Origin of the sequence: Geotalea uraniireducens Rf4, from assembly GCF_000016745.1 — a bacterium.
Taxonomy (GTDB): domain Bacteria; phylum Desulfobacterota; class Desulfuromonadia; order Geobacterales; family Geobacteraceae; genus Geotalea; species Geotalea uraniireducens.
Genome location: NC_009483.1, coordinates 115,743 through 140,455 on the forward strand (window position 1 = coordinate 115,743; position 24,713 = coordinate 140,455).

General features: G+C 55.6%; 24 protein-coding genes. 20 read left to right on the plus strand and 4 right to left on the minus strand.

Annotated features, from left to right (window positions below):
- Positions 1–238 precede the first annotated feature (238 nt).
- A complete protein-coding gene (locus tag GURA_RS00390; protein WP_011937023.1) occupies positions 239–547 on the minus strand; it encodes a hypothetical protein in 309 nt (102 codons plus the stop codon).
- Between the two features lie 261 nt (positions 548–808).
- Between GURA_RS00390 and GURA_RS00395 the strand changes: the two genes are divergently transcribed.
- The 7 genes from GURA_RS00395 to GURA_RS00425 all read left to right on the plus strand — a co-directional run bounded on the left by GURA_RS00395 (position 809) and on the right by GURA_RS00425 (position 7,436).
- Entirely contained in the window at positions 809–1,777 is a 969-nt protein-coding gene (locus GURA_RS00395; protein ID WP_041245190.1) for an HD-GYP domain-containing protein, read from the plus strand.
- A gap of 211 nt (positions 1,778–1,988) precedes the next feature.
- Positions 1,989–2,420, plus strand: a complete 432-nt coding sequence (locus GURA_RS00400) for a heavy-metal-associated domain-containing protein (protein ID WP_011937025.1) — start codon at positions 1,989–1,991, stop codon at positions 2,418–2,420.
- A gap of 57 nt (positions 2,421–2,477) precedes the next feature.
- Positions 2,478–2,942 (plus strand): DUF2318 domain-containing protein, encoded by a 465-nt coding sequence (locus tag GURA_RS00405; RefSeq protein ID WP_011937026.1) that lies wholly within the window; start codon positions 2,478–2,480, stop codon positions 2,940–2,942.
- Positions 2,942–4,102 (plus strand): ABC transporter permease, encoded by a 1,161-nt coding sequence (locus GURA_RS00410; RefSeq protein ID WP_011937027.1) that lies wholly within the window; start codon positions 2,942–2,944, stop codon positions 4,100–4,102. The genes GURA_RS00405 and GURA_RS00410 overlap by 1 nt, the downstream gene beginning before the upstream one ends.
- A 104-nt stretch (positions 4,103–4,206) precedes the next feature.
- Positions 4,207–4,893, plus strand: coding sequence for an ABC transporter ATP-binding protein (locus tag GURA_RS00415; RefSeq protein ID WP_011937028.1), 687 nt, complete (start codon positions 4,207–4,209; stop codon positions 4,891–4,893).
- A gap of 69 nt (positions 4,894–4,962) precedes the next feature.
- Positions 4,963–6,081, plus strand: coding sequence for a two-component system sensor histidine kinase NtrB (locus GURA_RS00420; RefSeq protein WP_011937029.1), 1,119 nt, complete (start codon positions 4,963–4,965; stop codon positions 6,079–6,081).
- Complete coding sequence (locus GURA_RS00425) at positions 6,078–7,436, plus strand: sigma-54-dependent transcriptional regulator (protein WP_011937030.1); 1,359 nt, start codon at positions 6,078–6,080, stop codon at positions 7,434–7,436. Before GURA_RS00420 ends, GURA_RS00425 begins: the two co-directional genes overlap by 4 nt.
- Before the next feature lie 168 nt (positions 7,437–7,604).
- On the opposite strand, the gene GURA_RS24015 is transcribed toward GURA_RS00425, so the two are convergent.
- Both GURA_RS24015 and GURA_RS00430 read right to left on the minus strand, forming a co-directional pair.
- Positions 7,605–7,772: a hypothetical protein gene (locus tag GURA_RS24015; RefSeq protein ID WP_157046097.1), complete on the minus strand. Its 168-nt coding sequence runs from the start codon at positions 7,770–7,772 to the stop codon at positions 7,605–7,607.
- Positions 7,773–8,009: 237 nt separating this feature from the next.
- Complete coding sequence (locus GURA_RS00430; RefSeq protein WP_011937031.1) at positions 8,010–8,537, minus strand: hypothetical protein; 528 nt, start codon at positions 8,535–8,537, stop codon at positions 8,010–8,012.
- A 609-nt stretch (positions 8,538–9,146) separates the two neighbouring features.
- Between GURA_RS00430 and GURA_RS00435 the strand changes: the two genes are divergently transcribed.
- The 11 genes from GURA_RS00435 (at position 9,147) to GURA_RS00490 (ending at position 21,778) form a co-directional block, all read left to right on the plus strand.
- Positions 9,147–10,421 (plus strand): TolC family protein, encoded by a 1,275-nt coding sequence (locus tag GURA_RS00435; RefSeq protein WP_011937032.1) that lies wholly within the window; start codon positions 9,147–9,149, stop codon positions 10,419–10,421.
- A 110-nt stretch (positions 10,422–10,531) separates the two neighbouring features.
- Positions 10,532–11,938: an efflux RND transporter periplasmic adaptor subunit gene (locus GURA_RS00440; protein ID WP_011937033.1), complete on the plus strand. Its 1,407-nt coding sequence runs from the start codon at positions 10,532–10,534 to the stop codon at positions 11,936–11,938.
- Positions 11,939–12,181: 243 nt separating this feature from the next.
- Positions 12,182–15,328 carry an efflux RND transporter permease subunit gene (locus tag GURA_RS00445; RefSeq protein ID WP_011937034.1) on the plus strand — a complete coding sequence of 1,049 codons (3,147 nt, stop codon included), beginning with the start codon at positions 12,182–12,184 and terminating at the stop codon, positions 15,326–15,328.
- Between the two features lie 87 nt (positions 15,329–15,415).
- Positions 15,416–15,892, plus strand: coding sequence for a hypothetical protein (locus GURA_RS00450; RefSeq protein ID WP_011937035.1), 477 nt, complete (start codon positions 15,416–15,418; stop codon positions 15,890–15,892).
- Between the two features lie 65 nt (positions 15,893–15,957).
- On the plus strand, positions 15,958–16,893 hold the full coding sequence (locus GURA_RS00455; protein ID WP_041245191.1) for a GerMN domain-containing protein: 936 nt from the start codon (positions 15,958–15,960) through the stop codon (positions 16,891–16,893).
- Between the two features lie 12 nt (positions 16,894–16,905).
- The gene (locus GURA_RS00460; RefSeq protein WP_011937037.1) at positions 16,906–17,340 is read left to right on the plus strand and encodes a cytochrome c; all 435 of its coding nucleotides are present in this window, start codon (positions 16,906–16,908) and stop codon (positions 17,338–17,340) included.
- Positions 17,341–17,417: 77 nt separating this feature from the next.
- The gene (locus tag GURA_RS25060) at positions 17,418–18,275 is read left to right on the plus strand and encodes a glycine/sarcosine/betaine reductase selenoprotein B family protein (RefSeq protein WP_240679520.1); all 858 of its coding nucleotides are present in this window, start codon (positions 17,418–17,420) and stop codon (positions 18,273–18,275) included.
- A 174-nt stretch (positions 18,276–18,449) separates the two neighbouring features.
- Positions 18,450–19,232 carry an RNA polymerase sigma factor gene (locus tag GURA_RS00475; protein WP_011937039.1) on the plus strand — a complete coding sequence of 261 codons (783 nt, stop codon included), beginning with the start codon at positions 18,450–18,452 and terminating at the stop codon, positions 19,230–19,232.
- Between the two features lie 68 nt (positions 19,233–19,300).
- The gene (locus GURA_RS00480; RefSeq protein WP_011937040.1) at positions 19,301–20,218 is read left to right on the plus strand and encodes an alpha/beta fold hydrolase; all 918 of its coding nucleotides are present in this window, start codon (positions 19,301–19,303) and stop codon (positions 20,216–20,218) included.
- Between the two features lie 174 nt (positions 20,219–20,392).
- A complete protein-coding gene (locus GURA_RS00485) occupies positions 20,393–20,992 on the plus strand; it encodes an NAD(P)H-dependent oxidoreductase (RefSeq protein WP_011937041.1) in 600 nt (199 codons plus the stop codon).
- A 108-nt stretch (positions 20,993–21,100) separates the two neighbouring features.
- Positions 21,101–21,778: a hypothetical protein gene (locus GURA_RS00490; RefSeq protein ID WP_011937042.1), complete on the plus strand. Its 678-nt coding sequence runs from the start codon at positions 21,101–21,103 to the stop codon at positions 21,776–21,778.
- 21 nt (positions 21,779–21,799) lie between these two features.
- Here GURA_RS00490 and GURA_RS22535 read toward each other — a convergent pair whose 3' ends face one another.
- Positions 21,800–22,471 carry a DsbA family protein gene (locus tag GURA_RS22535; protein ID WP_232279049.1) on the minus strand — a complete coding sequence of 224 codons (672 nt, stop codon included), beginning with the start codon at positions 22,469–22,471 and terminating at the stop codon, positions 21,800–21,802.
- A gap of 497 nt (positions 22,472–22,968) precedes the next feature.
- On the opposite strand from GURA_RS22535, the gene GURA_RS00500 reads away from it, so the two are divergent.
- Positions 22,969–23,577 (plus strand): RNA polymerase sigma factor, encoded by a 609-nt coding sequence (locus GURA_RS00500; protein ID WP_011937044.1) that lies wholly within the window; start codon positions 22,969–22,971, stop codon positions 23,575–23,577.
- Complete coding sequence (locus GURA_RS00505; RefSeq protein ID WP_011937045.1) at positions 23,577–24,692, plus strand: DUF2275 domain-containing protein; 1,116 nt, start codon at positions 23,577–23,579, stop codon at positions 24,690–24,692. Before GURA_RS00500 ends, GURA_RS00505 begins: the two co-directional genes overlap by 1 nt.
- Positions 24,693–24,713: the final 21 nt, after the last annotated feature.

Consider the following 24,713-nt stretch of genomic DNA (forward strand, 5'->3'; position numbering starts at 1 on the left):
CCGATTTGCCATTCTCGCAGTAGATTCATTCCTAAGTCCGACAGGCTCCTGACAGCCCCGTTTTTTGACGCAAAAAAGCCCCGGTTCCGTTTGGAGCCGGGGCTTTCTGTTGAAGCAGCATGCAGTCTTCCCCCTCAGGCGATTTCTTACTGCCTGTTTTCAGAGACTGAACCCGTTTTTAGTGTTCCGGCTGCACGCCGGGTTTAACGCGCTCCCGTCTCATACACCGTGCATTTGACTAGCTCCGACTGCAAGCCGGAAGACCATATTTCTGTGCAACGACATTGATCTTGTCTTTAAGATCTTTCAGTTCCGTCTCAAGCACGCTTACTTTGCGGATATCGATACCCTCATACGTGTATTGTTTCCGAAGTTCGATATCCTTGGCTTTTAACGCGCTGGTCAGGGCGGCAGTTTCTTGGATAAACTGCTGGACGGCCTGTTTGTCGGCACATTTACCGCATGAGTCGACGGCTGAAGCCGATAACGCACCGAATGAGAGCATCCCTGCCGCCACTGCAATCCCGACTATCATGTTCTTTTTCATGTGTTGTTCTCCTTTTCCTGAAATTTTCTGACAAGGGCCAGATTATGATCATTTATATAACAACATGCGTGCCACATCCGGACAAACATGGTAACATATTGATTGTACGCAATAAAACGCCTTTGGCCGTCACGGGGGTTGATTGTTTTGGTAATGAATATGCTACATGGCCCCTCTGAAATCGGGGGATTTTCTGCAGTTACCCGTCAAGCGCAGCATGATGTGCTACGTTCAAAAGCTGCATTGGATTGAGCAAGGGGGATGCTGGTGAGCAAACAAAACGGATCCAGGAACAAGATCATTGTTCTGGCGAGTGTAATTGGGATAATCGCCCTGCTGCATTATCTGACGCCGACCGAGCCCCATGCATATCACAAGCTGCACATCATTCTGAGGAAGCTCTACTTCCTCCCGCCGGTCATGGCAGCGGCCTGGTTCGGGCTAAGGGGTGCATGTGCAACGGCTTTGGCCGTGAGCCTGCTCTTTATCATGCATGCGTTTCTGGATTGGCCGGGCAATTACATGGAACAGGCAAACCAGGTGGGAGAGCTGGCGGGATTCTGGGTGGCGGGTGTCATCCCTGGCTGGCTGTTCGACCGGCAACGGTCACTTCTTCAGGAACTTGCCAATGCCAATGAGGAGACCCTTCTCTGCCTGGTCTCGGCGCTGGATCTCCGCGAGCACAACACCCGCCTGCATTCTCAACGGGTGAGGGAATATACCGAGTTGATCGCCAGCCGATTTGGCGTTGATGAAAAGACGCGCCGGGAGATAGGTTTCGGGGCTTTGCTGCACGATGTCGGGAAGATGGCGGTGCCGGACCAGATTCTCTTGAAGCCCGACAAGCTGACGGATGAGGAATGGCAGGAGATGCGCAAGCACCCTGAGGCAGGATACCGCATTGTAAAACGCATAGGTTTCCTCAGGGACGCGGCGGAGATAGTTCATGCCCACCACGAGCGGTATGACGGTGGAGGATATCCCCGCGGTCTGAAGGGAGACGAAATCCCTCTGGGGGCACGGCTGTTCATGGTGGCTGACGTCTACGATGCATTGACGTCACAGCGCCCCTATAGATCGCCCCTGTCACATGAAGAGGCGGCGGCTGAAATTCGCAAACAGAGCGGATATCACTTTGATCCGGCGGTGGTAGCAACATTTATGGCAATAGCACCAGAAGAGCTGCGGTTGATTGCAGAACGCTATTGGAACGGAGAATTGCCCGACTAAATCGACATAGATCTGCATAACCTTCCTCAATCCACGCAGTAGAATATTCCCCACCCCACTTCGAATATTCTCCACCAATTTGAACAATCAAAGTAAAATCTCATAAGCCCACATGACAATAAGCTGTAATATCAGCATGTTAGAGGTGCTGGATTGTTTGGCACGACATTTGATATAACTTTGTTGTCGATGTAAGGATCGGAGGTTTGTCGTGAACGCAAAAAGAATATCTACCTCGCTTCTCGTCATCGCGGCCGTTACTGTCTTGGTGGTTTTTGCATTTCGTGTCAGGATCGGCGCAACAGCGGACTCCGTTGCCGTTCTGAGGACAACCGGCATGACCTGCGGCAGTTGCTCAAGCAAAATCGCAAAAGCACTTGAGTCGTTGAAAGGTGTCGCGGTTACCGAGGTGGACGTTGAGGGCGGTTGGGTGGTCGTGGGCTATGACACAAAGGCGGTCAAGCCGGAGGCCCTGGCCGAGAAGGTCAGCGGCGCCGGCTTTGGCAGTAATGTGCATCTGGTACTGACACCGGCGCGGTTCAAGCAGATGACCGGCAGGGATATCGGCATGAACGCCTCGCCTTCGGGGGGCTGCGGTGGTTGCGGCACCAAAGGCGGCTGCGGCACTAAAAAACAAAGCTGAATACACCTTCTGCAAAAAATGCAGAAAATATTTTCCAACTTACTAAAGGAGACTGAAATGGCAACAAATCGCACGAAACAGGTTGTATGGGGAGGTATTGTTACTGTGGCGCTGTTGGTTGGAGCAGTCAGTGTATTTGCCTTTTCGTTGGGGAAATATGAAAAGGTCAGGACGAATGGCGGTGTCGTATCGATACCTGTTGCCAAGCTGTCCGACGGCAAGGTCCGATTTTACAAATTCGAGGACGGCGGTAAGGAGATCGACTTTTTCGCCGTCAAGGCGCCCGACGGCAGCTACAAGACAGCCTTCGATGCCTGCGACGCCTGTTATCGAGCCAAAAAGGGCTATGAGCAGCAGGGGGACAAGATGAACTGCAAAAACTGCAACCAGAAGTTTGCCATCAACCGCCTCGGTCCCAACGCCACCGGCGGCTGCAATCCCGGCTACCTGCCGCACCAGCTGAACGGCAACACCATTTCGATCAAGGTCAATGACCTGAAGGGTGGGGCGAGGTACTTCTAATGAAACTGCACACCATATCCATCAACAACCTTAAGCGTCGTAAGGCCAAAATGGCATTTTTGACCATCGGCCTGATGGTGGGAATCGCCACCATCGTCACCCTGGTGACCCTGACCCGCTCCATGTCCAGCGACATCGAACGCAAGATGGACGAGTTCGGCGCTAATATCCTTGTCACCCCCCAGAGCAACGGCCTGGCCATGAACTACGGCGGCATCAGCCTGGGCGGAGTGACCTTCGATCAGCGCGAGATCCGCGAAGAGGATCTGGCAAAGATCAAGACCATCAGCAACAGCAAGAACATCTCGGCCATCGCGCCAAAGGTGCTGGGGGGGATCAAGGTTGGGAGCCGCGACGTACTGCTGGTAGGGGTCAACTTTGATAGCGAGCTGAAGATGAAGCAGTGGTGGAAGATCTTCGGTGATGCTCCCAAAGGTGACAACGAGGTGTTGCTGGGCAGCGACGCATCCAAGGTGCTCGATGCCGGTTCCGGTGACAGCATCAAGATAAAGAACGAAACCTTCAAGGTCGCGGGTGTGCTTGACCAGACCGGCTCCCAGGATGATTCGCTCGTCTTTGCATCACTAGGTAAAGCCCAGAAACTGCTCGGCAAGGAGGGCAAAATAACCCTGGCCGAGGTGGCGGCCCTCTGTTCCGGTTGCCCCATCGGCGACATGGTGACCCAGATCGCCGAGAAGTTGCCCGACGCCAAGGTGTCGGCCATCCAGCAGGTGGTGGAGGGGCGCCTCAAGGCCTTGGACCAGTTCAAGCGCTTTTCCTACGCCATGGCCGGCGTGGTGGTATTCATCGGCTCGCTGATCGTCTTCGTTACCATGATGGGGAGTGTCAACGAGCGGACCACCGAAATCGGCGTCTTTCGCGCCATAGGTTTCAGAAAGAGTCACATCATGCGGATCATCCTGCTGGAAGCCGCCCTGGTCAGCCTGCTGGCCGGCTTTCTGGGCTATGCCGTCGGCATGGGGGGGGCCAAACTGGCCCTGCCGTTCATGGCGGAGAGCAAGAATGCCCACCTGATCTGGGACTCGACCGTGGCCTTTGGTTCAATCGGGCTTGCTCTGACGCTGGGCCTTTTGGCGAGCCTCTACCCGGCGCTGCACGCCAGCAGGATGGACCCAACGGAAGCTTTAAGGGCATTGTAGGGGCAGGTCTTGTACCTGCCCGAAGGCGGGCGCCCACAAGGGGACGCCCCTACAATAGGTACAACCTGCCGTTTCATGCGACAGTTGAAGTTTGAGAGGACATTATGGCACTTATCGAGATTAAAAACGTGAAGAAACACTATACCAGCGGCGATGATGTGGTCGAAGCGCTGCGTGGTGTGGACATAACCATTGAGGCTGGTGAATTCATCACCATCATGGGACAGTCCGGTTCCGGCAAGAGTACCCTGCTGTCCGTACTGGGGGGAATGAACCATCCCACAACGGGAGACGTGGAGATGGCCGGGGTCAAGCTGTATCAACTCCCCGGCGAAAAACTGGCCGACTTCCGGGCGCAAAACCTGGGGTTTGTGTTCCAGTCATTCCACCTGATCCCTTATCTGACCGCCATCGAGAATGTCATGCTGCCGCTGGCCATCGTCAAGACGAGCACACCGGCAAAAAAGACCGCCGCCCGGCAGGCCCTCGAACGGGTCGGTCTCGGCACCAAGCTGGACCGTCTCCCCAACCAGCTCTCCGGAGGAGAACAGGAACGGGTGGCCATTGCCCGGGCCATCGTCAATAATCCCCACATACTCCTTGCGGACGAACCGACCGGCAACCTGGATTCAAAGACCAGCGAGGAGGTTATGGCGCTCTTCCGTGAACTGAACGACGCCGGCCAAACCGTTGTCATGGTAACGCATAACCCTGAGAACGGAACTTATTCCGATCGAACCATCAGCTTGAAGGACGGCATGGTAATGAATCAGGTGCTTGGCTGCAATTGAACAGTAGAGTGGTAAGCGTTATTGATTGGATGGAATTGTCGTCATTGGTGAGGGGTATGTAAAAATCGCATGGAAAAATCATCAATAGTCCGGCCACTTATTCTAATATCCTTCATTATTGGTATCAGCTTACTGCACTATTTGACGCCGCTTCATCTCCCCTATCTGCATGCCATCTTCCAACGTTTCTACTATCTGCCGATCATCCTGGCTGCTCTCTGGTATGGCTTTCGTGGCGGATTGCTCTGCTCGCTCATCGTCAGTGTCGCCTATGCCCCCCATCTGCTTTTTCAGTGGGGTGGATGCCTGACCATGGAGATGGAAAAATACCTGGAGATCTTACTTTACAATACGGTCGGCGGAGTGACCGGCCTGCTGTCGCAACGGGAGCGGGAGCGGACGGTAGAACTCCAGAGAACCGCCCGGGGTCTTGAGGAGTCCTACCAGAAACTGCAATATCAATCGGAGCGGATCATCGTCATTGAAGAGCAATTGCGTCGCGCGGAGAAGTTGTCCACCCTGGGAGAGATGGCGGCGGTTTTGGCTCACGAGATCCGCAATCCACTCGGTTCCATACGAGGAACTGCCGAAATCCTGAAGGACGATTACAATCCGGGGGATCCCAAGCATGAGTTCATCGAGATCCAGATCAAGGAGACGGAACGGCTTAATCGGGTTGTTGAGGATTTTCTTCACATGGCGCGGCCGCAACCTGCTGACCTGCGGCCATGCCCGGTCCAGGATGAACTGGAAACAATAGTGACCCTGGTAGCGAACGATGCCCGGGATCGGCAGATCAAACTCGTGTTGCAACCGCCACCTTTCCCGGTGATCATCCGCGCCGATGGCGAGAAGCTTCGCCAGGCCTTTCTGAACATCATCATCAACGCCTTGCAGGCCACGCCGCCAAGTGGCAGCGTAATAATCTCCACAACGATTTATCAGGCAGCATTATGTGAGATCCGTTTCCGTGATAGCGGTCCAGGGATTGATGCAGAGACGCTGGGGCGGATATTCGAGCCCTTTTTTACCACCAAGCCGGACGGAACCGGACTGGGACTGGCGATCACCAGAAAAATTATCGAGAGTCATGGCGGCACGATGATGGTCGAGAGTGAGTCAGGGCACGGCACAACCGTTACGGTCAGATTGCCGATGCAGGATGAAGCTGGCGGAGGAGCACTTTGAAAGCGAAGATACTTGTAATTGACGATGATAGCTCGTTGCGGCGTGTGTTGGAATACAATCTCCAGGAGGAAGGCTACGAGGTCCAGGCAGCCTCATCGGGTGAGGAAGGCTTGTATCTGTTCGGACAGTCCCGACCCAGCCTGGTCATCACCGACATGAAAATGTCCGGCATGGATGGACTCATGGTGCTCAAGTCCGTCAAGGAGCGTTCACCGGAGACACTGGTGATCATCATAACCGCCTTCGGGACCGTTGATGTCGCGGTGGAGGCCATGAAGGCCGGAGCCTACGACTATATCACCAAACCGTTCAACAGGGATGCGCTCAAGCTGACGGTTAGAAAGGCGCTCCAATTCACTGGGCTTGCCGAAGAGAACAAACGATTGAAGGGTGAATTGTCGGACAGGGCCGATTTCCGCACCATCGTCGGTTCATCCAGAGAAATGGAGAAGGTCTTTGAGGTGGTCCGCAAGGTGGCCGATACCGAGGCCGCAGTCCTGATCACCGGCGAGTCAGGCACGGGCAAAGAGCTTGTCGCCCGTTCCATACATGCCAACAGCTCCCGCAGAGAGGCGCCATTTGTCGCCATAAACTGCGCCGCCATCCCCCGTGACCTACTGGAGAGCGAGCTTTTTGGCCATACCAAAGGGGCGTTTACCGGGGCGGTCAGGGACAAGACCGGGAAGTTTCAGGTTGCCGATGGAGGAACGCTGTTCCTGGATGAGGTCGGCGAACTTCCGCTGGAATTGCAGCCGAAGCTGCTCAGGGCGCTGCAGGAAAAGGAAGTGGAGCCTGTAGGAGGCACGAAACCGCAAAAGCTTGATGTCCGCGTCGTATCCGCCACCAATCTGAATGTCGACAAGGCGATAGCTGACGGCACATTCCGCGAAGACCTCTATTACCGGCTGTCGGTTATTCCGCTTCACTTGCCGCCGCTCCGCGAGCGACGCAAGGATATCCCGCTTCTTATCAGATATTTCTGCTCCAAGCACGGCAGCGACAAGATAACCTTTGACAAGGATGCCCTTGAAACCCTGATCATGTATCCTTGGCCGGGAAATGTGCGGGAGTTGGAAAACACCGTCGAACGTCTGCTCATTATGCGGAACAGCGATGTGATCAGCCGCGACGAGCTGCCGGACAAATTTCTGGAGAACAGTGCTTCCGGGAGTGCGATAGTCAAGCTGCCTGACGAAGGATATTCTCTTGAGCAGTTGGAACGGGAGGTTGTCGTTGCGGCTTTGGCGCGCAACTCCTGGAATCAGACCGCTGCTGCCCGGTTTCTAAGGATTCCCCGCCATACGCTCATCTACCGAATTGAAAAATACGGCATTGCGATGCCGGGCAATAAATGAATAAAATTAGGTATGATTGATGATTTTTACTTTAGCTGTTTGTTGCTTTGACTATGAAAATATTTATGTCCGTTTCAAGCGAAAGGCACAGCCGTTCTGCGCTTCTTCGCCTTTCCAGAAACGACGGTCCTCGTCCAGGTCGGTGCGGCCCAGTACGGCATTAATTTCTTAGTGGGAATGGCTGCCGTTGGAAGGTCTCGCGTTGTCCTCTGAGGGTTGTTGCGCCCCGTGGTGGTCTGTCATGTGGTCGCTGTGGTGATCGCCGTGCATCAGTCCCATGCATCCCGACAGGGTAAAGACATTCAGGATCAGCGCCGCGACGAGAAGCTTTTTCATATTGTCTCCTTTGTTGGCTCGTTGAGTGGTTTTCTTGACGTGAGCTCGTAGTGATAGGGTTTCAGATCAATCTTTCGTGGGGAAAAAAGGCGAATCCCGCCTCCTTGTCAATTCCGAAGGCTGCAAGGATCTTTTCCGTCTCGAAGAAGGTCATATCTATTTTGCAAAGTGCTTTGGAGAATGCAGAAACCTGTCGAAGCACTTCTTACAGCAAAAATAATAGAGGCTTCAACTCTCCTACAACCCGACAATCATCAGCGGCACCATCATGATGAGCATGAGCCCCGCCCCCCACCATCCCCACTTGCCGCCGCCGAAGTGGTGGGAGAAGAAGCCGTGTTCTTCGTGGCCGTCATGGCCGGCGTCCTTCGCTTCACCGACCGAGGCCTTGACCTCGTAATGTAGTGTCTCGCCCGGTTTTTGAAGGTCGGCAATGCTTACCGCCAGCTTGTAGTCGCCCGGCTTCTCGAAACTCCATGAATCGACGTATTCGTCGTCCAGGAGATCGACCTCCCTCTTGATCGTCGGTTCCGTCACTTCCTTATCATAGATCGCCAAGGTTACCTTCCTGTCCGTGACGGTCTGCCCGTCCTTTTCCAGTTTGAGGGCAAGATTGACCTTTTTCCCGGCGACAAGTTCATCCGGCGTGAGCTTGATTACCGCTTTCAGGCCGTTTTGCGTAAAGCTTTGTTCCAGGGCAAAGGCGCTTAAGGGGACGACAAGTAGGGAAAGGGCTGCAAAGAATGGTATCATTTTGTTGATCATCGTAAACCTCCGGTTCTGGTTTTTCCAGAATATCAGCAAGGGTCGAGCCAACTCGATAACGTACTGAAAATTCGAGACAATATGCTTCATGCTGTTTTTTATTGAAACCCGGAAATGAGAAAATTCTACAACGGCTGAAGAATATCCTTCACTTTGCTTTACAATATGAATTGGTGTCATGCGGAATTTCACCGATGGCGCCACGCCTGAATAATTTTTTCAGCTTTTAGATTCGGGAACAGAACAGAGCCAAAGAGGGTATAAGGCATGGGGAAAGGATTTAGCGCAAAGGGGAAAAGGGTCCGACAGGCTCCTAGTTTTGTCGATCGCTTTTGTTTTCCTGTTTCATTTCCTGATTCCGACTGAGCCGCATACCTACAGGGCAAGTCGTAGCTTGCTATGGCATGACATGTTGAAAGGAAGCGGAATTAAGATAGGATTGGAAATGCCGATGAGCCATTTTAGGAGAATATTCCACCAGCCCTGTCGGATATTGTCCAGCCTTCGGGCTCTGCCAAGCTGTAAATGCCGGAATATCAGTCATCCAGGGGCATGGCACGACTCGTGTATAAATGTTTGCCGTAATCAATCAACTGTCCGGGAGACGTCATGATATACCGTTTCGTCGCTGTTTTAGTTTTTTTTTCTCTACTCTCACTTCGCCCCGTTTGGGCCGATGAGGCGCAACCGCTCGAAGATCTTCCGCGGCTGGTTCAGACCGCTCTGGCCAACAACCCGGAATTGAAGGCGTCCGACGCCCGCTGGCAGATGTTCAGGAACCGCATCGTCCAGGCGCGGTCGTTCGATGACCCGATGCTCATGCTGAAGATCCAGAACGGCATCGTCAAGGACCCGTTCAATTTCGGCAGGGACCCCATGACCCAGAAGGTGATCGGCATCTCCCAGCAGTTCCCCTTCTTCGGCAAACGGACCTTGAAGGGGGAGGTGGCGGCGAAGGAGGCCGAGTCCTATCGTTGGAGCGTGGATGAGCGGACGCTCGAACTGAAACGGATGGTCAAGGAATCATACTACCAGATCTACTTCATCGACAAATCGCTGGAGATCATCGACAAGAACATCCGGATCATCGACGACTTCATCACCCTTGCCGAAACCAAGTACTCCGTGGGACAGGGGGTGCAGCAGGACGTCTTCAAGTCCCAGCTGGAGCGCTCCCGGATGCTCGACATGCGGATTACCCTGGAGCAGCAGCGCAAGACCCTGTCGGCCAACCTCAACGCTCTTCTCTATCGGTCCCCCGACGTTTCAGTCGGCAAGATTTCCGATTTCGAGGTGACACCCCTTTCCCTGACCGCCGAGGAGCTGAGGACCACGGCGTACGAAAACCGTCCCCTCCTCAGGAGCTACAAGGCCCTCATCGAGAAAGGAGAGGCGGGGCACAAGCTGGCCGAGAAAGAGTTCTACCCCGACTTCAACGTAGCTTTCGAGTACATGCAGCGCGACCGTATCGACGAAATGGAGAGAGGGGACAACATGTACTCCCTCGGGGTGACCTTCAACCTGCCGGTGCGGAGAGAACGCAGGCAGGCGGCGTTGGCCGAATCGTCCTCGGAGATCAGTATGGCCACCGAGGAGGCGAACAGTCTCAAGAACAGCATCAGTTTCGGCATATCCGATCTCATGGCCCAGCTGGAGAAGAGACGAAAGCTGATCGAACTGTACAAGACCGGGCTGTTACCGCAGGCGGCGCAGTCGCTGGAGTCGGCCACCATCAGCTATCGGGTCAACAAGGTGGACTTCCTGACCCTACTGGACAGTCGTGTGACGCTCTTCAATTACGAGCGGGAGTATTACGATTCGCTGGCCGACTACCAGATGAAACTGGCGCAGCTTGAAGCGCTGGTGGGGAAGGAAATTCAATAAATTTTGAGTTTTGAGTTATTTATTTTGAATTACAGTCAATACCCTGAAGCATTTAACTCAAAATTCATAATTCAAAATTCAAAACTCCAAAGAATCGTGAGGTTTTCATTATGAACATATCGAAAAAAGTGCTAATTCCGCTGATATTGGTTCTTCTTGTTGCGGCAGGGGGAGGCGGCTACTACCTGTGGCATGAGAAAAAGGCCGGAAAGGTGACACAGGAGGCCAAGCGGGGGGAAGAGGGAAAGGTGCTTTATACCTGTGCCATGCACCCTTTCATCATCAAGGACAAGCCGGGCTCCTGCCCCATCTGCGGCATGACCCTGATCAAGAAGGTTGAGGGCGCCCAGGCAAGTGCTAAAGAGATGGAAATGCTCGGGCATGTCTCCCTTTCACCGACCCAGATGGTGATGGCCAATGTCGCTTCGGTTGAGGCGAAGGTAATGCCCCTGAACAAGGAGATCAATGCGGTCGGTATCGTCCAGTACGACCAGGCGCGGCAGGCGAAGGTCACAGCCTGGGTGGCGGGTCGTATCGACCGGCTTTTCGTGAACACCGTAGGATCGTATGTATCAAAGGGGAAACCGGTGGCCGAGGTATATTCTCCCGACCTTGTCTCAGCCCAACAGGAGTATCTCCTGGCCCTGAAGAGCAGGGAGCAACTAAAGAACTCTCCGATCCAGTCCATTGCCCAAGGAGGGGAGGGGCTGGTGGCCTCAGCACGGCAACGGCTAATACTTTTGGGGGTGAAGGACGAACAGCTCGCCGGTCTGGAAAAGTCGGGGCAGCCCAACATTCGCCTTTCCATCTACACCCCTCTCTCCGGAATCGTGATCGAAAAGATCGCCCTGGAAGGGCAGTACGTCAACACGGGTGATCCGCTCTTCAACATTGCCGACCTCTCTTCGGTCTGGGTGGAAGTGGAAGTCTACGAAAACGAATTCTCCTTTATCAAGATCGGCCAGGCTGTAGACATCGTCTCCCAATCGTATCCCGGCAAGACGTTCCGGGGGAGAGTGGCGTTCATCTACCCATTCCTCGACCCGAAGACCAGAACGGTCAAGGTAAGGGTGGAGATCCCGAATCCGGGGCTCAAGCTGAAGCCGGACATGTTCGTGAACGCCTCCGTCAAGGTCCCGCTGGGGAGCTCCATCGTTGTCCCCGTAACTGCAGTGATGGATACCGGCAACCGCCAGGTGGTATGGGTGGAGATGCAGCCGGGGATGTTCGAGCCGCGAGACGTAAAAGTCGGCGCCAGGGCAGGAGACAACATGCAGATTCTTTCGGGACTGAAAGCCGGAGAGAAGGTCGCATCAAGCGGCGGTTACCTGATCGACTCCGAAGCTCAGCTGAAGGGTGGCGGTGGCGGACATGAAGGAATGCCCGGCATGAAAATGGATGAGAAAGGCGGTCAGAAGCCTGCCGCACCTGTTCAGCCGGGCCATGAAGGGCATACCCCTGCTGCACCGGCCCCGAAAAAGGGTGGCGGCATGGGCATGGATGATATGAAAATGTGATCTTTGTAGGGGCGGCCCCCTGTGGCCGCCCAAACCCCAGGCAGGCACAAGGGCCTGCCCCTACAATAAAAAGATAGTAACTATTCAGCACCGTCAAATCATAACTCCCCCTAGCCCCCTCTTAGCTTAAGAGGGGGAATAAATCCTCCTCCCCTTAAGTTAAGGGGAGGCCGGGAGGGGTTATGAAACCCATGCGAAAGCCTGTGGATGAGCTGCTGAATAGTTACAAAGGATATTTATTTTATGATCGAAAAAATCATCGAATATTCCGCCCGCAACCGGGTCATCATCCTGATGATCTTCGGCCTCATCATCGCCTGGGGGGTCTGGTCGGTCTACAAGACCCCGGTCGACGCCATTCCAGACCTGTCCGACAACCAGGTGATTGTCTTCACCGACTATCCCGGCCGCTCGCCCCAGGTGGTGGAAGATCAGGTCACCTACCCGTTGGCGGTCAACCTCCAGGGACTCCCCCAGGTCCGTGCCGTGCGCGCCTCCTCGGCCTTCGGCTTCTCGATGATCTACGTGATTTTCGAGGACAAGGCTGACATCTACTGGGCGCGCACCAGGGTCCTGGAGCGGCTCAACTATGCCGCATCACTCCTCCCTCCCGGAGTTGTCCCTACACTGGGGCCGGACGGCACCGGCGTCGGTCATGTCTTCTGGTATACCATCGACGGCAAGGGGTACGACCTGGAGCAGCTCCGCACTCTCCAGGACTGGTTTGTCCGTTACCAGCTGAACACCGTCCCCGGCGTGGCCGAAGTGGCATCCATCGGCGGCTTTGTCCGGGAGTACCAGATTGACCTCGACCCCAACCGCCTCTTTGCCTACAAGGTTACGGTCGGCCAGGTCATGGAGGCAATCAAGCGCTCCAACAACGACGTCGGTGGCAGGCTGCTTGAGCAGGCGGACGCGGAATTCCTGATCCGGGGCAAGGGGTACATCAAGTCGCCCAAGGACCTTGAGGACATCGTCGTTGCAGCCGACATGCGCGGCACCCCCATCTACGTGAAGACCCTCGGCACTGTCCAACTTGGCGGTGCCATCCGCCGGGGGCTCCTGGACATGAACGGCGAGGGGGAAGCAGTCGGCGGCATCGTGGTCATGCGTTACGGCGAAAACGCCAAAGACGTCATCGACCGGGTCAAGGAAAAGATCACTTCGCTGGAAAAAGGACTTCCGCCGGGCGTGAAAATCATGGTCTCCTACGATCGCTCAGACCTGATCGAGCGGGCCATAGAAACTCTGAAACGGGCACTGACCGAGGAATCCATCGTCGTTTCCCTGGTCATCCTGGTCTTCCTTCTTCATTTCCAGAGCGCCCTGGTCATTGTCCTCACACTGCCCATCGCGGTCCTGATCGCCTTCATCACCATGCATCTACTTGGAGTCACCTCAAACATCATGTCCCTCGGGGGGATTGCCATTGCCATTGGCGTCCTGGTGGATGCCGGGGTCATCATGGTGGAGAACTGCTACCGCCACCTCTCCGAGATGCCGCCCGAGGAGCGCAAGGAAAAGCGGCTGGAGGTGATCATCACCAGCGCCAAGCAGGTCGGCCGGGCGATCTTCTTCTCCCTGGCGATCATCATCCTCTCCTTCGTCCCGGTCTTTCTGCTGGAGGGGCAGGAAGGAAAGCTGTTCCATCCCCTCGCCTTCACCAAGACCTTCTCCATGATGGGGTCGGCATTCATCGCCATCACCCTGGTGCCGGTGCTGATGTACTACTTCATGCGGGGCAAGATGCCGCCGGAAAGCGCGAACCCGGTCTCAACATTCTTCATCAAACTTTATAGCCCCGTCATTCGCTGGGTGCTGAAGTGGAAGAAGACCACCATCGCCCTCAACGTCGTCGCTCTGGCCGTTGCCATTCCGATGTTCATGAGCATCGGCAGCGAATTCATGCCGCCGCTTGACGAAGGGTCGCTCCTCTACATGCCGGTAACCCTCCCGAATGTCTCGATCAACGAGGCGAAGCGGCTCATTCAGGTCCAGGACCAGATCATCAAGAGCCTCCCCGAAGTGGAGCATGTACTCGGCAAGGTGGGGCGGGCGGAGACCTCCACCGACCCTGCGCCGATTTCCATGTTCGAGAGCATCATCATCCTGAAGGACAAGGATAAGTGGCGCCCCGGCATCACCAAGGCCGACATCGTCTCCGAGCTGGACGCCAAACTCCAGCAGATCGGCGTCCGTAACGGCTGGACCCAGCCGATCATCAACCGGATCAACATGCTTTCCACCGGGGTCCGTACCGATCTCGGCGTGAAGATCTTCGGCAACGACCTGAACGTCCTGAAGGATCTCGCGGTGCAGTCCGAAGGTATCCTGAAGACCGTTCCCGGCGCTGCCGACGTGGTGGCCGAGAGGGTCACCGGTGGCAACTACATCGACATCGACATCGACAGGGAGGCGGCGGCCCGCTACGGCGTCAAGGTTGGCGACATCCAGGATGTCATCGCGACGGCCCTGGGGGGGGAGATGCTCTCAACCTCCGTGGAAGGAAGAAACCGCTTCCCGATCCGCCTCCGCTACATGCGCGACTACCGGGACAACATCCCGGCCATCCAGCGGATTCTGATCTCCGGCATGAATGGCGAGACTCCCGTGCAGGTGCCGCTGTCGCTGGTGACCAAGCTGAAGGTTTCCACTGGCGCGCCGGAGATCAACAGTGAAGGTGGACTTCTGCGCTCTATCGTCTTTCTCAATGTCCGTGGTCGGGATATGGGAGGCTTCGTCACTGAGGCGAAGACCGTGCTGGAGAAACAGCTGAAACTGCCACCGGGCTACTACGTGGCCTGGTCCGGTCAGTGGGAGAATCAGGTACGAGCCAAGAAACGGCTCCAACTGCTGGTGCCGGCGGGGATACTGATCATCTTCATTCTGCTCTACTTTACCTTCCACTCGGCCCTGGAGGCGAGCATGGTCATGCTCTCGGTCCCCTTCGCCCTCGTCGGCGGCGTCTACCTGGTCAAGGCGCTGGGCTATAACATGTCGGTGGCGGTCTGGGTCGGCTTTATCGCCCTCTACGGCATCGCCGTGGAGACCGGGGTGGTGATGGTCATCTACCTGCATGAGGCCCTGGACAAGAAGCTCATCAACGGGCCGTGCACTGAACAGGACATCTACGACGCCACCTTCGAGGGGGCGGTGTTGCGGCTTCGGCCGAAGCTGATGACCGTGGCAGTGGCGCTGATCGGCCTCGTTCCGATCATGTGGTCCACGGGCACCGGCGCTGACGTGATGAAGCCGATTGCTGCACCCATGATCGGTGGGATGATTTCCTCGGCGGTACACGTACTTATCATGACGCCGGTGATATTTGTGTTGATGAAGAAGCGAGATCTGAAAAAGGGAAAATTGCAATATTCGGGTATGAAACATTAATTCACAAGGGGCGCCGCTTGCTGCGCCCAATCAAGGGTAGGGTAAGCCCTACCCCTACGAAACCACAACGAAAAAGGAGAAGAGAAGATGAAAAAAGCAGCAGTGATTCTAGCAGTAGCATCCTTTGCCCTTGCGGCTCCCCTGGCATCCTTCGCCATGGATCACGGCTCCATGAAGATGGAGCACGGCGAGCATATGATGGACAAGGGGAGTCTCGCCCACGAAGAGGTCGTGGATGGTGTCAAGGCCACCTTCAAGATCATCAGCATGGCCGAGCATATGAAGGCCATGAAGATGGAAATGCCGAAAGGGATGAAGGAGACCCATCACATCATGGTGGAGTTCAAGGATGCCAAATCGGGCAAGGCCCTGACCGAGGGTGAGGTTACAGTCAAAGTGCAGAACCCTGACAAGAGCTATCAGACCAAGGACCTGATGGGGATGGAAGGGCACTTCGGTGCCGATTACGAAATGGCCAAAAAGGGGAAATATGGCGTGATGGCCAAGTTCAAACTGGCAGACGGTAAGGTTAGGAGCGCCAAATTCTGGTATACGGTGAAATAATGAAAGGTTCGAGGAACGAGGAGTGAGGACTAACCTCGTTCCCCGTTTCTTATCAGGAGGTGACAATGGTCAAGAGATACCCTCTTTTTGTATTGCTGTCACTCATTCTCGTGTCCCTCCCGTTTGTCGGTTGCAAGAAAAAGGAAGCATCTCCCCCGTCAAAACAGGCCAGGGTCTCCGCCACCAATGCTTATGAGAAATATTTCGGCCCGGCTCCCACCACCGACAAGGGGACCTGCTACGCCTTCGTCATCTACTTCCCGTCGGCGAAAGAACCGGGGAAGGTGGTCCCCTTCCCGTTCTTCACCTTTGACGAAGGCTCCATCAAAAAGGTGGCGCTGGAACGGCTTCTGACGGGAATGGAGGTGGGGAGCTACCGGGGTGAGATTGCCCAGCCGTTCGCTTCCGGTACCCGCATCCTCGGGGTTACGGAGCAGCAGGGGGCCGTAGCCGTAAACTTCAGCAAGGAAATCCTCGCATCAAAGGCTGACGACGCGATTGAGCGGGCGATACTTAACGCGATCGTTCTTACCCTCTCCCAATTCAATGGCGTTAAGGAAGTGCGGGTGCAGGTGGAGGGGAAGGAGGGCGGCGTGATCGACGGGAAGGAAATCGGCAAATTTCTCGGTCATGGCGGGCTTGAAAAACAACCCCTTACCCCAACGAAAACCGCTGTTCTGAAGCCGTCACAGCCGAGGCTTCTGAGCGTTACCGCCATGAAAGATAAGGGGGCGAAAGAGGTGGAAGAGGTGGAAGAGGTGAACGCCTTCTTCGACCGGCCGGTTGACATCAAAGAGCTGAAGATGACCGACAAGGACGGCAGGCCCTTCGAAGGGGAGGTCTTTCACTCTGTGTTCGACATGGCGGCGGTCCTGAAGCCGAAGGAGCCTTCGATTTTCAAGGGAGGGATGCCGGTTAAGGTCCGCTGGAAAGTGACCGACAAACTCGGAAGACAGGCTGAAGGGGAAAGCGAGTTTTCCCTGGATGTAAAAGAACACTGAAAGGAATAAGTCGTGAAAAAATCAATATTGATTGCCTTGACTATGCTGACCGTTGCCCTTTTTGTAAACGGGACTGCCATCTCCTCTGAAGGGGACAAACACGGAAAGGGGCATGCGGGAAATGCGAAGATGCAGAAACTCCACGGCATGATGCCAACTTACGCAGTGATCCAGGCAAAAATCAATGGAGCCCTGGAGAAAGGTGATTCGTCAGCAGTAGTGGCGGAAGCGGGAAAAATACTTGCCACGACCGCCGACCTGAAGAGGGCCAAGCCTCACAAGAACCGCAAGCAACTGAAACTGTTCAGGGAAATGGCAACGGACTTTGAAAAGGAAGTGAAAACTACCGCCGAACTTGCCGGGAAGGGGGATCTTACCGGCGCCAGAGCTGCTTTTGTGAAGGCTGGAGAAAAGTGCGACGAATGCCACGCAAAATTCCGGGAATGACCAAAGCCCGGCGGTGGCCTGAAAACCGGGAACATTGCAGCTGAAAGTAGAGGTAATATTTTGAGGAGAATGGGCATATGCCTTTCGCTCGGTTGAAAAACAGGCTTCTTGCCAGGATATTTACCTCTTTCCCATCCCTGGCGGCACGGTGGGGTCGGCAGCTCGATGCTAATATCTCGGACATTCCCTGGACTGAACCCCAGAAACCCTTGAATGAGGCGATACTGGCCCTGGTGACCACTGGCGGGGTCCATTTGAAAACCCAGGAACCGTTCAACATGGCCGATCCGAACGGCGACCCAACCTTTCGGGAGATACCCGCGGACACCCCCGCTGATCTCCTCACCATCACCCACGACTATTACGACCACCGGGACGCGGAAAGGGACCTGAACCTGGTTTTGCCGTTGCAGCGGCTCAGGGAAATGGTGGAGGTCGGCGCCCTGAAGGCCCTCCATCCTATAGCTTACGGTTTCATGGGTCATATCGACGGCCCCCACCTGCATACCCTTCAGGAAGAGACCGCCCCCGCGATTGCCCGGAAGCTTGCCGACGCCGGCGTGGACTACGCCCTGCTGGTTCCTGCCTGAGGGAGCTGCAACCGGTCCGTGGGGCTGGTGGCAAGGGAAATAGAAAGGGTGGGAATCCCCACGATATCCATCTCCATTGTCCGGGAAATCACGGAGAAAACACCCCCTCCCCGGACAATCTTTCTCCGTTTTCCTTTCGGACACGCCTTGGGGGAGCCGGACAACCGAGACCAGCAGTTCACCGTGCTTTATCTCGCTTTCCGGTTCCTCTTCGAGGCTGACCTGCCGGGAACGATCCGGGATGCCGGGCTCCGTTGGAGACGAGATACTTACGCGCATCCCGACTGGGATGGATTTCGCCGACTCGCACCAAAAGCGCATCATGTCGGGAATGTGAATGAGTGACCAGTAAGGATTCGCTCTGCTGATCCCTTTGGTTTATTTTTTAGCTTGACTAAGAAAAATAAAACATTGTAGTTAGCTAACATTGTACGGAAAGCAACGGCCGTTGCCAAAGGGCCGGCAGAGCAGGGTCGACGGCTACATTGCTGCGCAAACCGGCAAGAAAAGGAGATATCCGTGTCCGATAACCTTACGGAACTTTTCGACCGGCTGTATCGCGACAACCAGGCGATGGTGTACAAGCTGGCCCTGGGGCTCACCGGCAATGGGCATGACGCCGAAGAAATAACCCAGGAGGCGTTTTCCCGGGCTTTCCGTTCCTACCATACCTTTCGCGAAGAGTGCTCCTTTTCCACCTGGATCTATCGCATCACCATCAACGTTGCCAACGATTACCTGAAGCTGAGGGCCAAATTCCCGGTCCATGCGCTTACCGAGGATCTGGGCTATTCTCTGGAAGAAATCATCGACCCTGATCCCGCCAACAACCCGGAAACCGAACTCCTTGCCTACCAGGCAAGGGCGAAGTGTCTGCACGCCATGACGGAATGCCTTCCGACCGAACAGCGAAAGGTATTTTGCCTGGCAATCACCCTGGGCCTTCCCCACAAACTCGTCGCTGAAATTCTCGACTGCTCGTTGAGTTCGGTCAAAACCACCCTCCACCGGGCCAAGAAAAGATGGTTCGGTTACATGGAAGACAGGTGTCAGCTGATCAGGAAATCGAACCCCTGCAGCTGCAAGCAGTGGGTCCGCTTCGGCCTGTCGCAGGGGTGGATATCTAAACAGGCCTTGGCCGATCCCCGTCAGCCGATTACAGCAGAAGCCAGGGAAGAAGTGGCCAGGCTGAAGGCGCTGCGGGACATCTACCAGGACCTTTACCGGGAAACGGCCGACGCATCTTATGCGCAAAGGATCAGGGAAGGGATACAAAACAGCGAATGGGCCATTTTTTCCTGATTTATTTGTAACCTTTTGCCTCCGGCGCAGTCTAACCGGTAGATCTCAAAAATCAGGAGGCTTATCAGATGGACACAACAGGTTCAGGTTTGGCAACACAAGGCGGCGAGTTTAAAACGGGAACGGTACAGGCCAACGGGCGGGATGTCAGCTTCATTGAGATGGGGCGGGGCCCCCTTGTCGTCGCTCTCCACGGTTTCCCCGATCTCCCCCGGACTTTCCGTCACCAGATGCCGCAACTGGCTGCGGCAGGCTACCGTGTCGTCGCACCCTTCATGCGCGGCTACTCCCCGACAGATGCCCCGGACGAAGGCCCCTTCGAAGCCGCCATCCTTGTGCAGGATGTGGTGGCCTTGATCGATCAGCTGACGGACCGTCCCGCGGTCCTCATCGGGCACGACTGGGGGGCCACGGTCGCCCGTGGCGCTTCGATCCTCGCCCCGGAAAAAATTTCCGGCATCGTTTGCATGTCCGTGCCGACCGCAGAAAATTTCGGACGGGCGCTGGTCACCAATCCAAGCCAACAGCGGCGCTCCTGGTACGTGTTTTTCTTCCAGCTCCCCATCGCTGAAATGGCGGTGGCCCATAACGATTTTGCGTTCATAGAACAGCTCTGGCAGGAATGGTCGCCAGGCTGGAACTGTCCTGAAGAGGTTATGGCTGAAATCAAGGGGGCCTTCCGCAGGCCCGGCGTTCTGAAGGCAGCCTTGGGCTACTACCGCTCCCAGTTCAACCCGTCCCTCCAGCATCCGGGCCTCGCCGAGATACGGAAACGCCTGGCTGAGCCCATTCCCGTTCCGACATTATACCTGCACGGGGCCGATGACGGATGCATCGGCGCGGAGACGACCGAGGGGATGGAAGGCGCTTTTCTCCATGATTTCGAAAGGCATATCATTCCGTCTGCCGGCCATTTCGTACATCAGGAACAACCGGAAACGGTCAATCGCCTCATCTTGAATTTTTTGAGCAGACAGCACAAATAGGAAAGGAAATGTCATGGGAACTGAGATCAGGCCTTTGCTGGACATAAAACCGGCGAAAGACTATGAACCAGCCTTCTTATGTTAGAAGCTGGAGGCAACTATGGGCACCCGTTACCACCTTTTTGCGGGCGTTTTTTAACCATATCTAACCACAGATTCTGATAAGGAGGGAATATGAAGATATCGGTCATCCTCGCTCACCCGGACGCGGAAAGCTTCAACCATGGCATAGCAGCCACAGCAGAAGCCGCTCTCAAGTCAAATGGTCATGAAGTCTTCTTTCATGACCTCTATGCGGAGGGGTTCGACCCGCTCCTTTCCGCCGCGGAAATCCCGAAGGGAGCCAAGCTTGATGCCTTGACCGCGCAGCACTGCGCCGAAATCGCGGCTGCGGACGGCATCGTCATCGTCCATCCCAACTGGTGGGGACAGCCGCCGGCGGTTCTGAAGGGATGGATCGACCGCGTCATCCGTCCCGGCGTTGCCTACGAATTCATTGAGGGGGACGGCGGTGAGGGGGTGCCGGCGGGGCTCCTCAATGCCCGCGCCGTCCTCGTATTCAATACCTCCAACACGGCCGCGGCGCGCGAGCGGGAGGTGTTCGGCGATCCCCTCGACACTATCTGGAAAAACTGCATCTTCGGCCTCTGCGGCGTTACGAACGTCCAGCGCCGCATGTTCGGCATCGTGGTGACAAGTAGTCGTGAGGAGAGGGCAGGTTGGCTCCGGGAAGTGGCCGAGACTGTTGACGGGCATTTCCCGGCGTGCGTCTGACTGACAGGGCCGAAGATAGTTTCGGCAACCATCGAGGCGGTGAAATCGATGGCCTTAATTACTTTTTAATGATAGGATTGGCTTGGATTAACGATCAAGGGGAGCATAATGCAGAAAATTTTATGGATTTTGGCCATACTGGCGATGACGATGAGCGGTTGCGGGGCCGAATGGTTCCCCGAGACGGTGCGGTCTCCAACCACTCCCGATGATTTCTTTTTCACCCCAGCCGTATTGTCCGGAGTGACACCAAAGTCGACGGCAACATCTAACGCCATAACCATTGCCGGTATTCAGAGCGGTTCTGCGCCGATCAGCGTTTCGGGTGATGCGAGCAGTCAATACAAGATTAGCGATGGCGCATTCACCAAGGACGCGGGGACCGTGAACAACACGGACAAGGTCACTGTGCAGCACACCGCCGCAAGCGGGGTGGCCCAGACCATTACCACTACCCTGACCATTGGCGACAAGAGCGCTTCCTTTTCCAGCAAGACCGCCAATGTCGACAGCTTTAACTTCACAAAAACCGGCCCTGCGAACACATCCATTGTTTCCGAGCCAATCACGTTGACCCTGGTACCCGGTACCTACAAAATAACCATCACAAACGGCACATATTCATTCGATAAGATCAGCTTTGTAGATACCGAGCAGACACGCTTCTTTAATAACAACCAGATCATATATATACAGAACGTTACCGCTAAGACTTCCGGCGGTGTCGTCACCACTGTAGTCACTATTGATGGGGTGGTGAGTTTTTTCAAAACTACTGCTGAGTAGGGAAGGGAAATTGTGAGGCCGTTATTTCAACCAATACAGCAGCCCCTCTAATGATATGGCATACACCCGGTAGGGCTTTGGCCCGACGAAGGCTTGGCTGTTGATGAATATCGTCGGTGTTCCGTAAAAATTGGTGTTGGCAGCCTCGTTCAACTGCTTATTGACCAAATCTTCTGTCGCCGGATCATCGACGCATCGGTTGATCCCGGCGGAATCCAGGCCAAGGTCGGCAATCGCTTTTTGAGCAAAAGCCGCATCGTCCAAATTGGCTTTATCCGTTGCAAAAAGGGTGTCGTTCAACTTCCAATACTTTGCCTGGTCCTGCTGATAGACGCAGCGTCCAAGGCGGGTCATCAAATCCGTCTTTACTTTCACCGGGTAATTTACGAAAGTAAAGTCAGCCTTGCTCTTGTTGGCCAGATCCTTGATCATCGGATAAACTTTCCGGGTATAATCGCAGCCATAGCAGCCAATCATCACGATCTTATCTTTGTCCCCCCTGTTGAGAACCGGAAATCCGCTCATGTCGACCCCTTTCGGGGTTAAATCGGTTATGGTCGTCGGCTTGAGTCTGCAGGTAGCTGAAACGGCGGAAACCTCATTATTTTGCCCCTTCGGATCGAATACACAAAAGGCGGTCTGGTTTAAACCGTTGCAGCTCCCGGTGATGTAGAACATATACACCCCGCGCACGGCCAACAGACTGCTGCCGATCATCAGAAGAAAAAAGACCCAGGATAAAATCTCTCCAATGTTATACTTGTCTGGAATCTTCATCATGCGCTGAGATTATCTTTGGGGGAATTGTGTTTGAAAGAATTGATTTTTTCATTTACAATTTAATGAGAAATAGTTTCTAACCGATATCTGCTCAGCGTTGTCCGGTTTGGTTTGTGCATCAAGGTTGTTAAGCCCCATTAGGGGCGTTTGAATGTAGCCGGGGGATTCATCCCCCGGATGAGATGCTATATTTCCCCACGTCACGTACGTGACGTGATGATATTTTGCCTGGATGACCGGGGAATGAATTCCCCGGCTACCAGTATTCTGTCCCTACGGGACGTAAGCAAAAACCAAACCGGACAACGCTGATATCTGCTAAATTTCTCCACCTGCGTTGATTGGGAAAAAGAAGATGATTAAATTGTCTCCATCGGGGAACAAATACAGTGGCGGGTCTGTCTCATCATATGAGTGACGACCGGGACGGCACCACCGATGAGGATGCCGCACTGGTGGCGTCATGGCGGAGCGGGGAGCTTTCCTCGTTCGAGGCGCTGGTGCGGAAACACCAGAAGCGGATGCTCAATATCGCCTTCCGGATCACGGGAGATTACGAGGATGCCTGCGAGGTGACGCAGGACGTCTTTGTTGCCGCGTTCCGGGGTATCGATTCCTTTCGCGGAGAGGCGCGTTTCTCCACCTGGCTGACGAGCATCGCCGTCAACCTGTCCCGGAACCGGCTCCAGCAGGTTCAGGCCAAGAGGCGAAACGAGGCGTATTCCCTGGACGGGCCATCGGTTGGGGAGGATTGTGATGTGGTTCCCGAGCGACCGTCGTCAGCCCCATCCGCCTTGGAACGGCTGGAGCGGCTCGACCTGCATGAAAAGCTGCAAGGGTGCATCAAGGCACTTACCGCCGAGTTCCGGGAAGCGATAGTGCTCAGGGACCTGCAGGATTTTTCCTACGACGAGATGTGCGCCATCATCAAGGTCCGGGAAGGGACGGTCAAGTCCCGGCTGTTCCGGGCCCGGGAGATGGTGAAGGACTGCCTGAAACGGGCGGTGGGAGAGCTGTGATGGAGCATACCGAGATACGCCGCACCCTTTCGGCCTACCTGGACAATGCCGTCAGTCCCGACGAGAAGGCGGAGATCGAGGCGCACCTTGCCCGCTGCGGGAGCTGCCGCGTGGCGCTTGGCGACCTGGAGCGGACGGTCGGGCACCTGAAAAGCCTGCCCGAGGTGGAGCCCCCACCCTGGCTGACCGCACGGATCATGGCGCACGTGCGGGATGCTGCTGAGCCGCAGCCCAGCTTATGGCGGCGGATTTTCCTGCCGCTCCGTGCGAAGCTGCCGCTCGAAGCGCTCGCCCTCGTTTTCCTCTGTGTCACCGGCTATTACCTGGCCCGGACAAACGCCCCGCTGGTACAGCTGACGGCCCCCTCCCCCGTCAACCGGGAAGAAATGTCTCTCCCGGCGCCGGTGCCGCCAGCGCAGGGAAAGAAGCCCCCCGGGCCGGCGGCCCCTCCCAAAGCCCTTCCTCCGGTACCGCGCGCTGCAACCGGAATGCCGGATGCGGTGTCGAAGCACGAGGCGGAGACACCGGCCTATGCACCTCCTCCGCCGGCACACGCGCCTGCTCCCTTGTCAACTCCGTCGGCAGCGGCGCCGGCGACAGCTTACCCCTTGCCGGCACCAGATTCACGTGCTGCCGACGAATGGATTGAGTCGCGGAGGGAAGCGGAGTTATTGTCTCGCCGGTACCGTGAGGATGTTTCCAGAGGGATGATGCAGAAGAGGGCCATGTCGGACGGGACGCGGTATTCGACACAGTCATCCGGTGGTGGATCGTCGTCGGCAACTGCTCCCCGGGAACCCTGGTCGGAGCAGCAGGAGCCGTCGGAGCAAATGGAGCGCCCTGGGCAGGCGGCGCGGCCGGAGCGGGTAGAGGTGTCCCTCAGGGTAAACGATCCTGCCGGCGCTGTCAGGGCAATTGAGGAGGCGGTCACCCGCTCCGGCGGCAGGATCGTGCGCCGCGTCTACGGCGAGGCAAGCCATCTCCTCTTTGTGCAGGTTGGAACAGGGAAAGCGCCGGAACTCATGGGCCGGCTCGAACGGATCGGCACGCTGCAGAGGCCGCCGCTGGTAAGCGAGCTGGAGGATGGAACGGTCGATCTGTCCATCAGGTGGTAAAGCCGTGTTGTCATTCAAAAA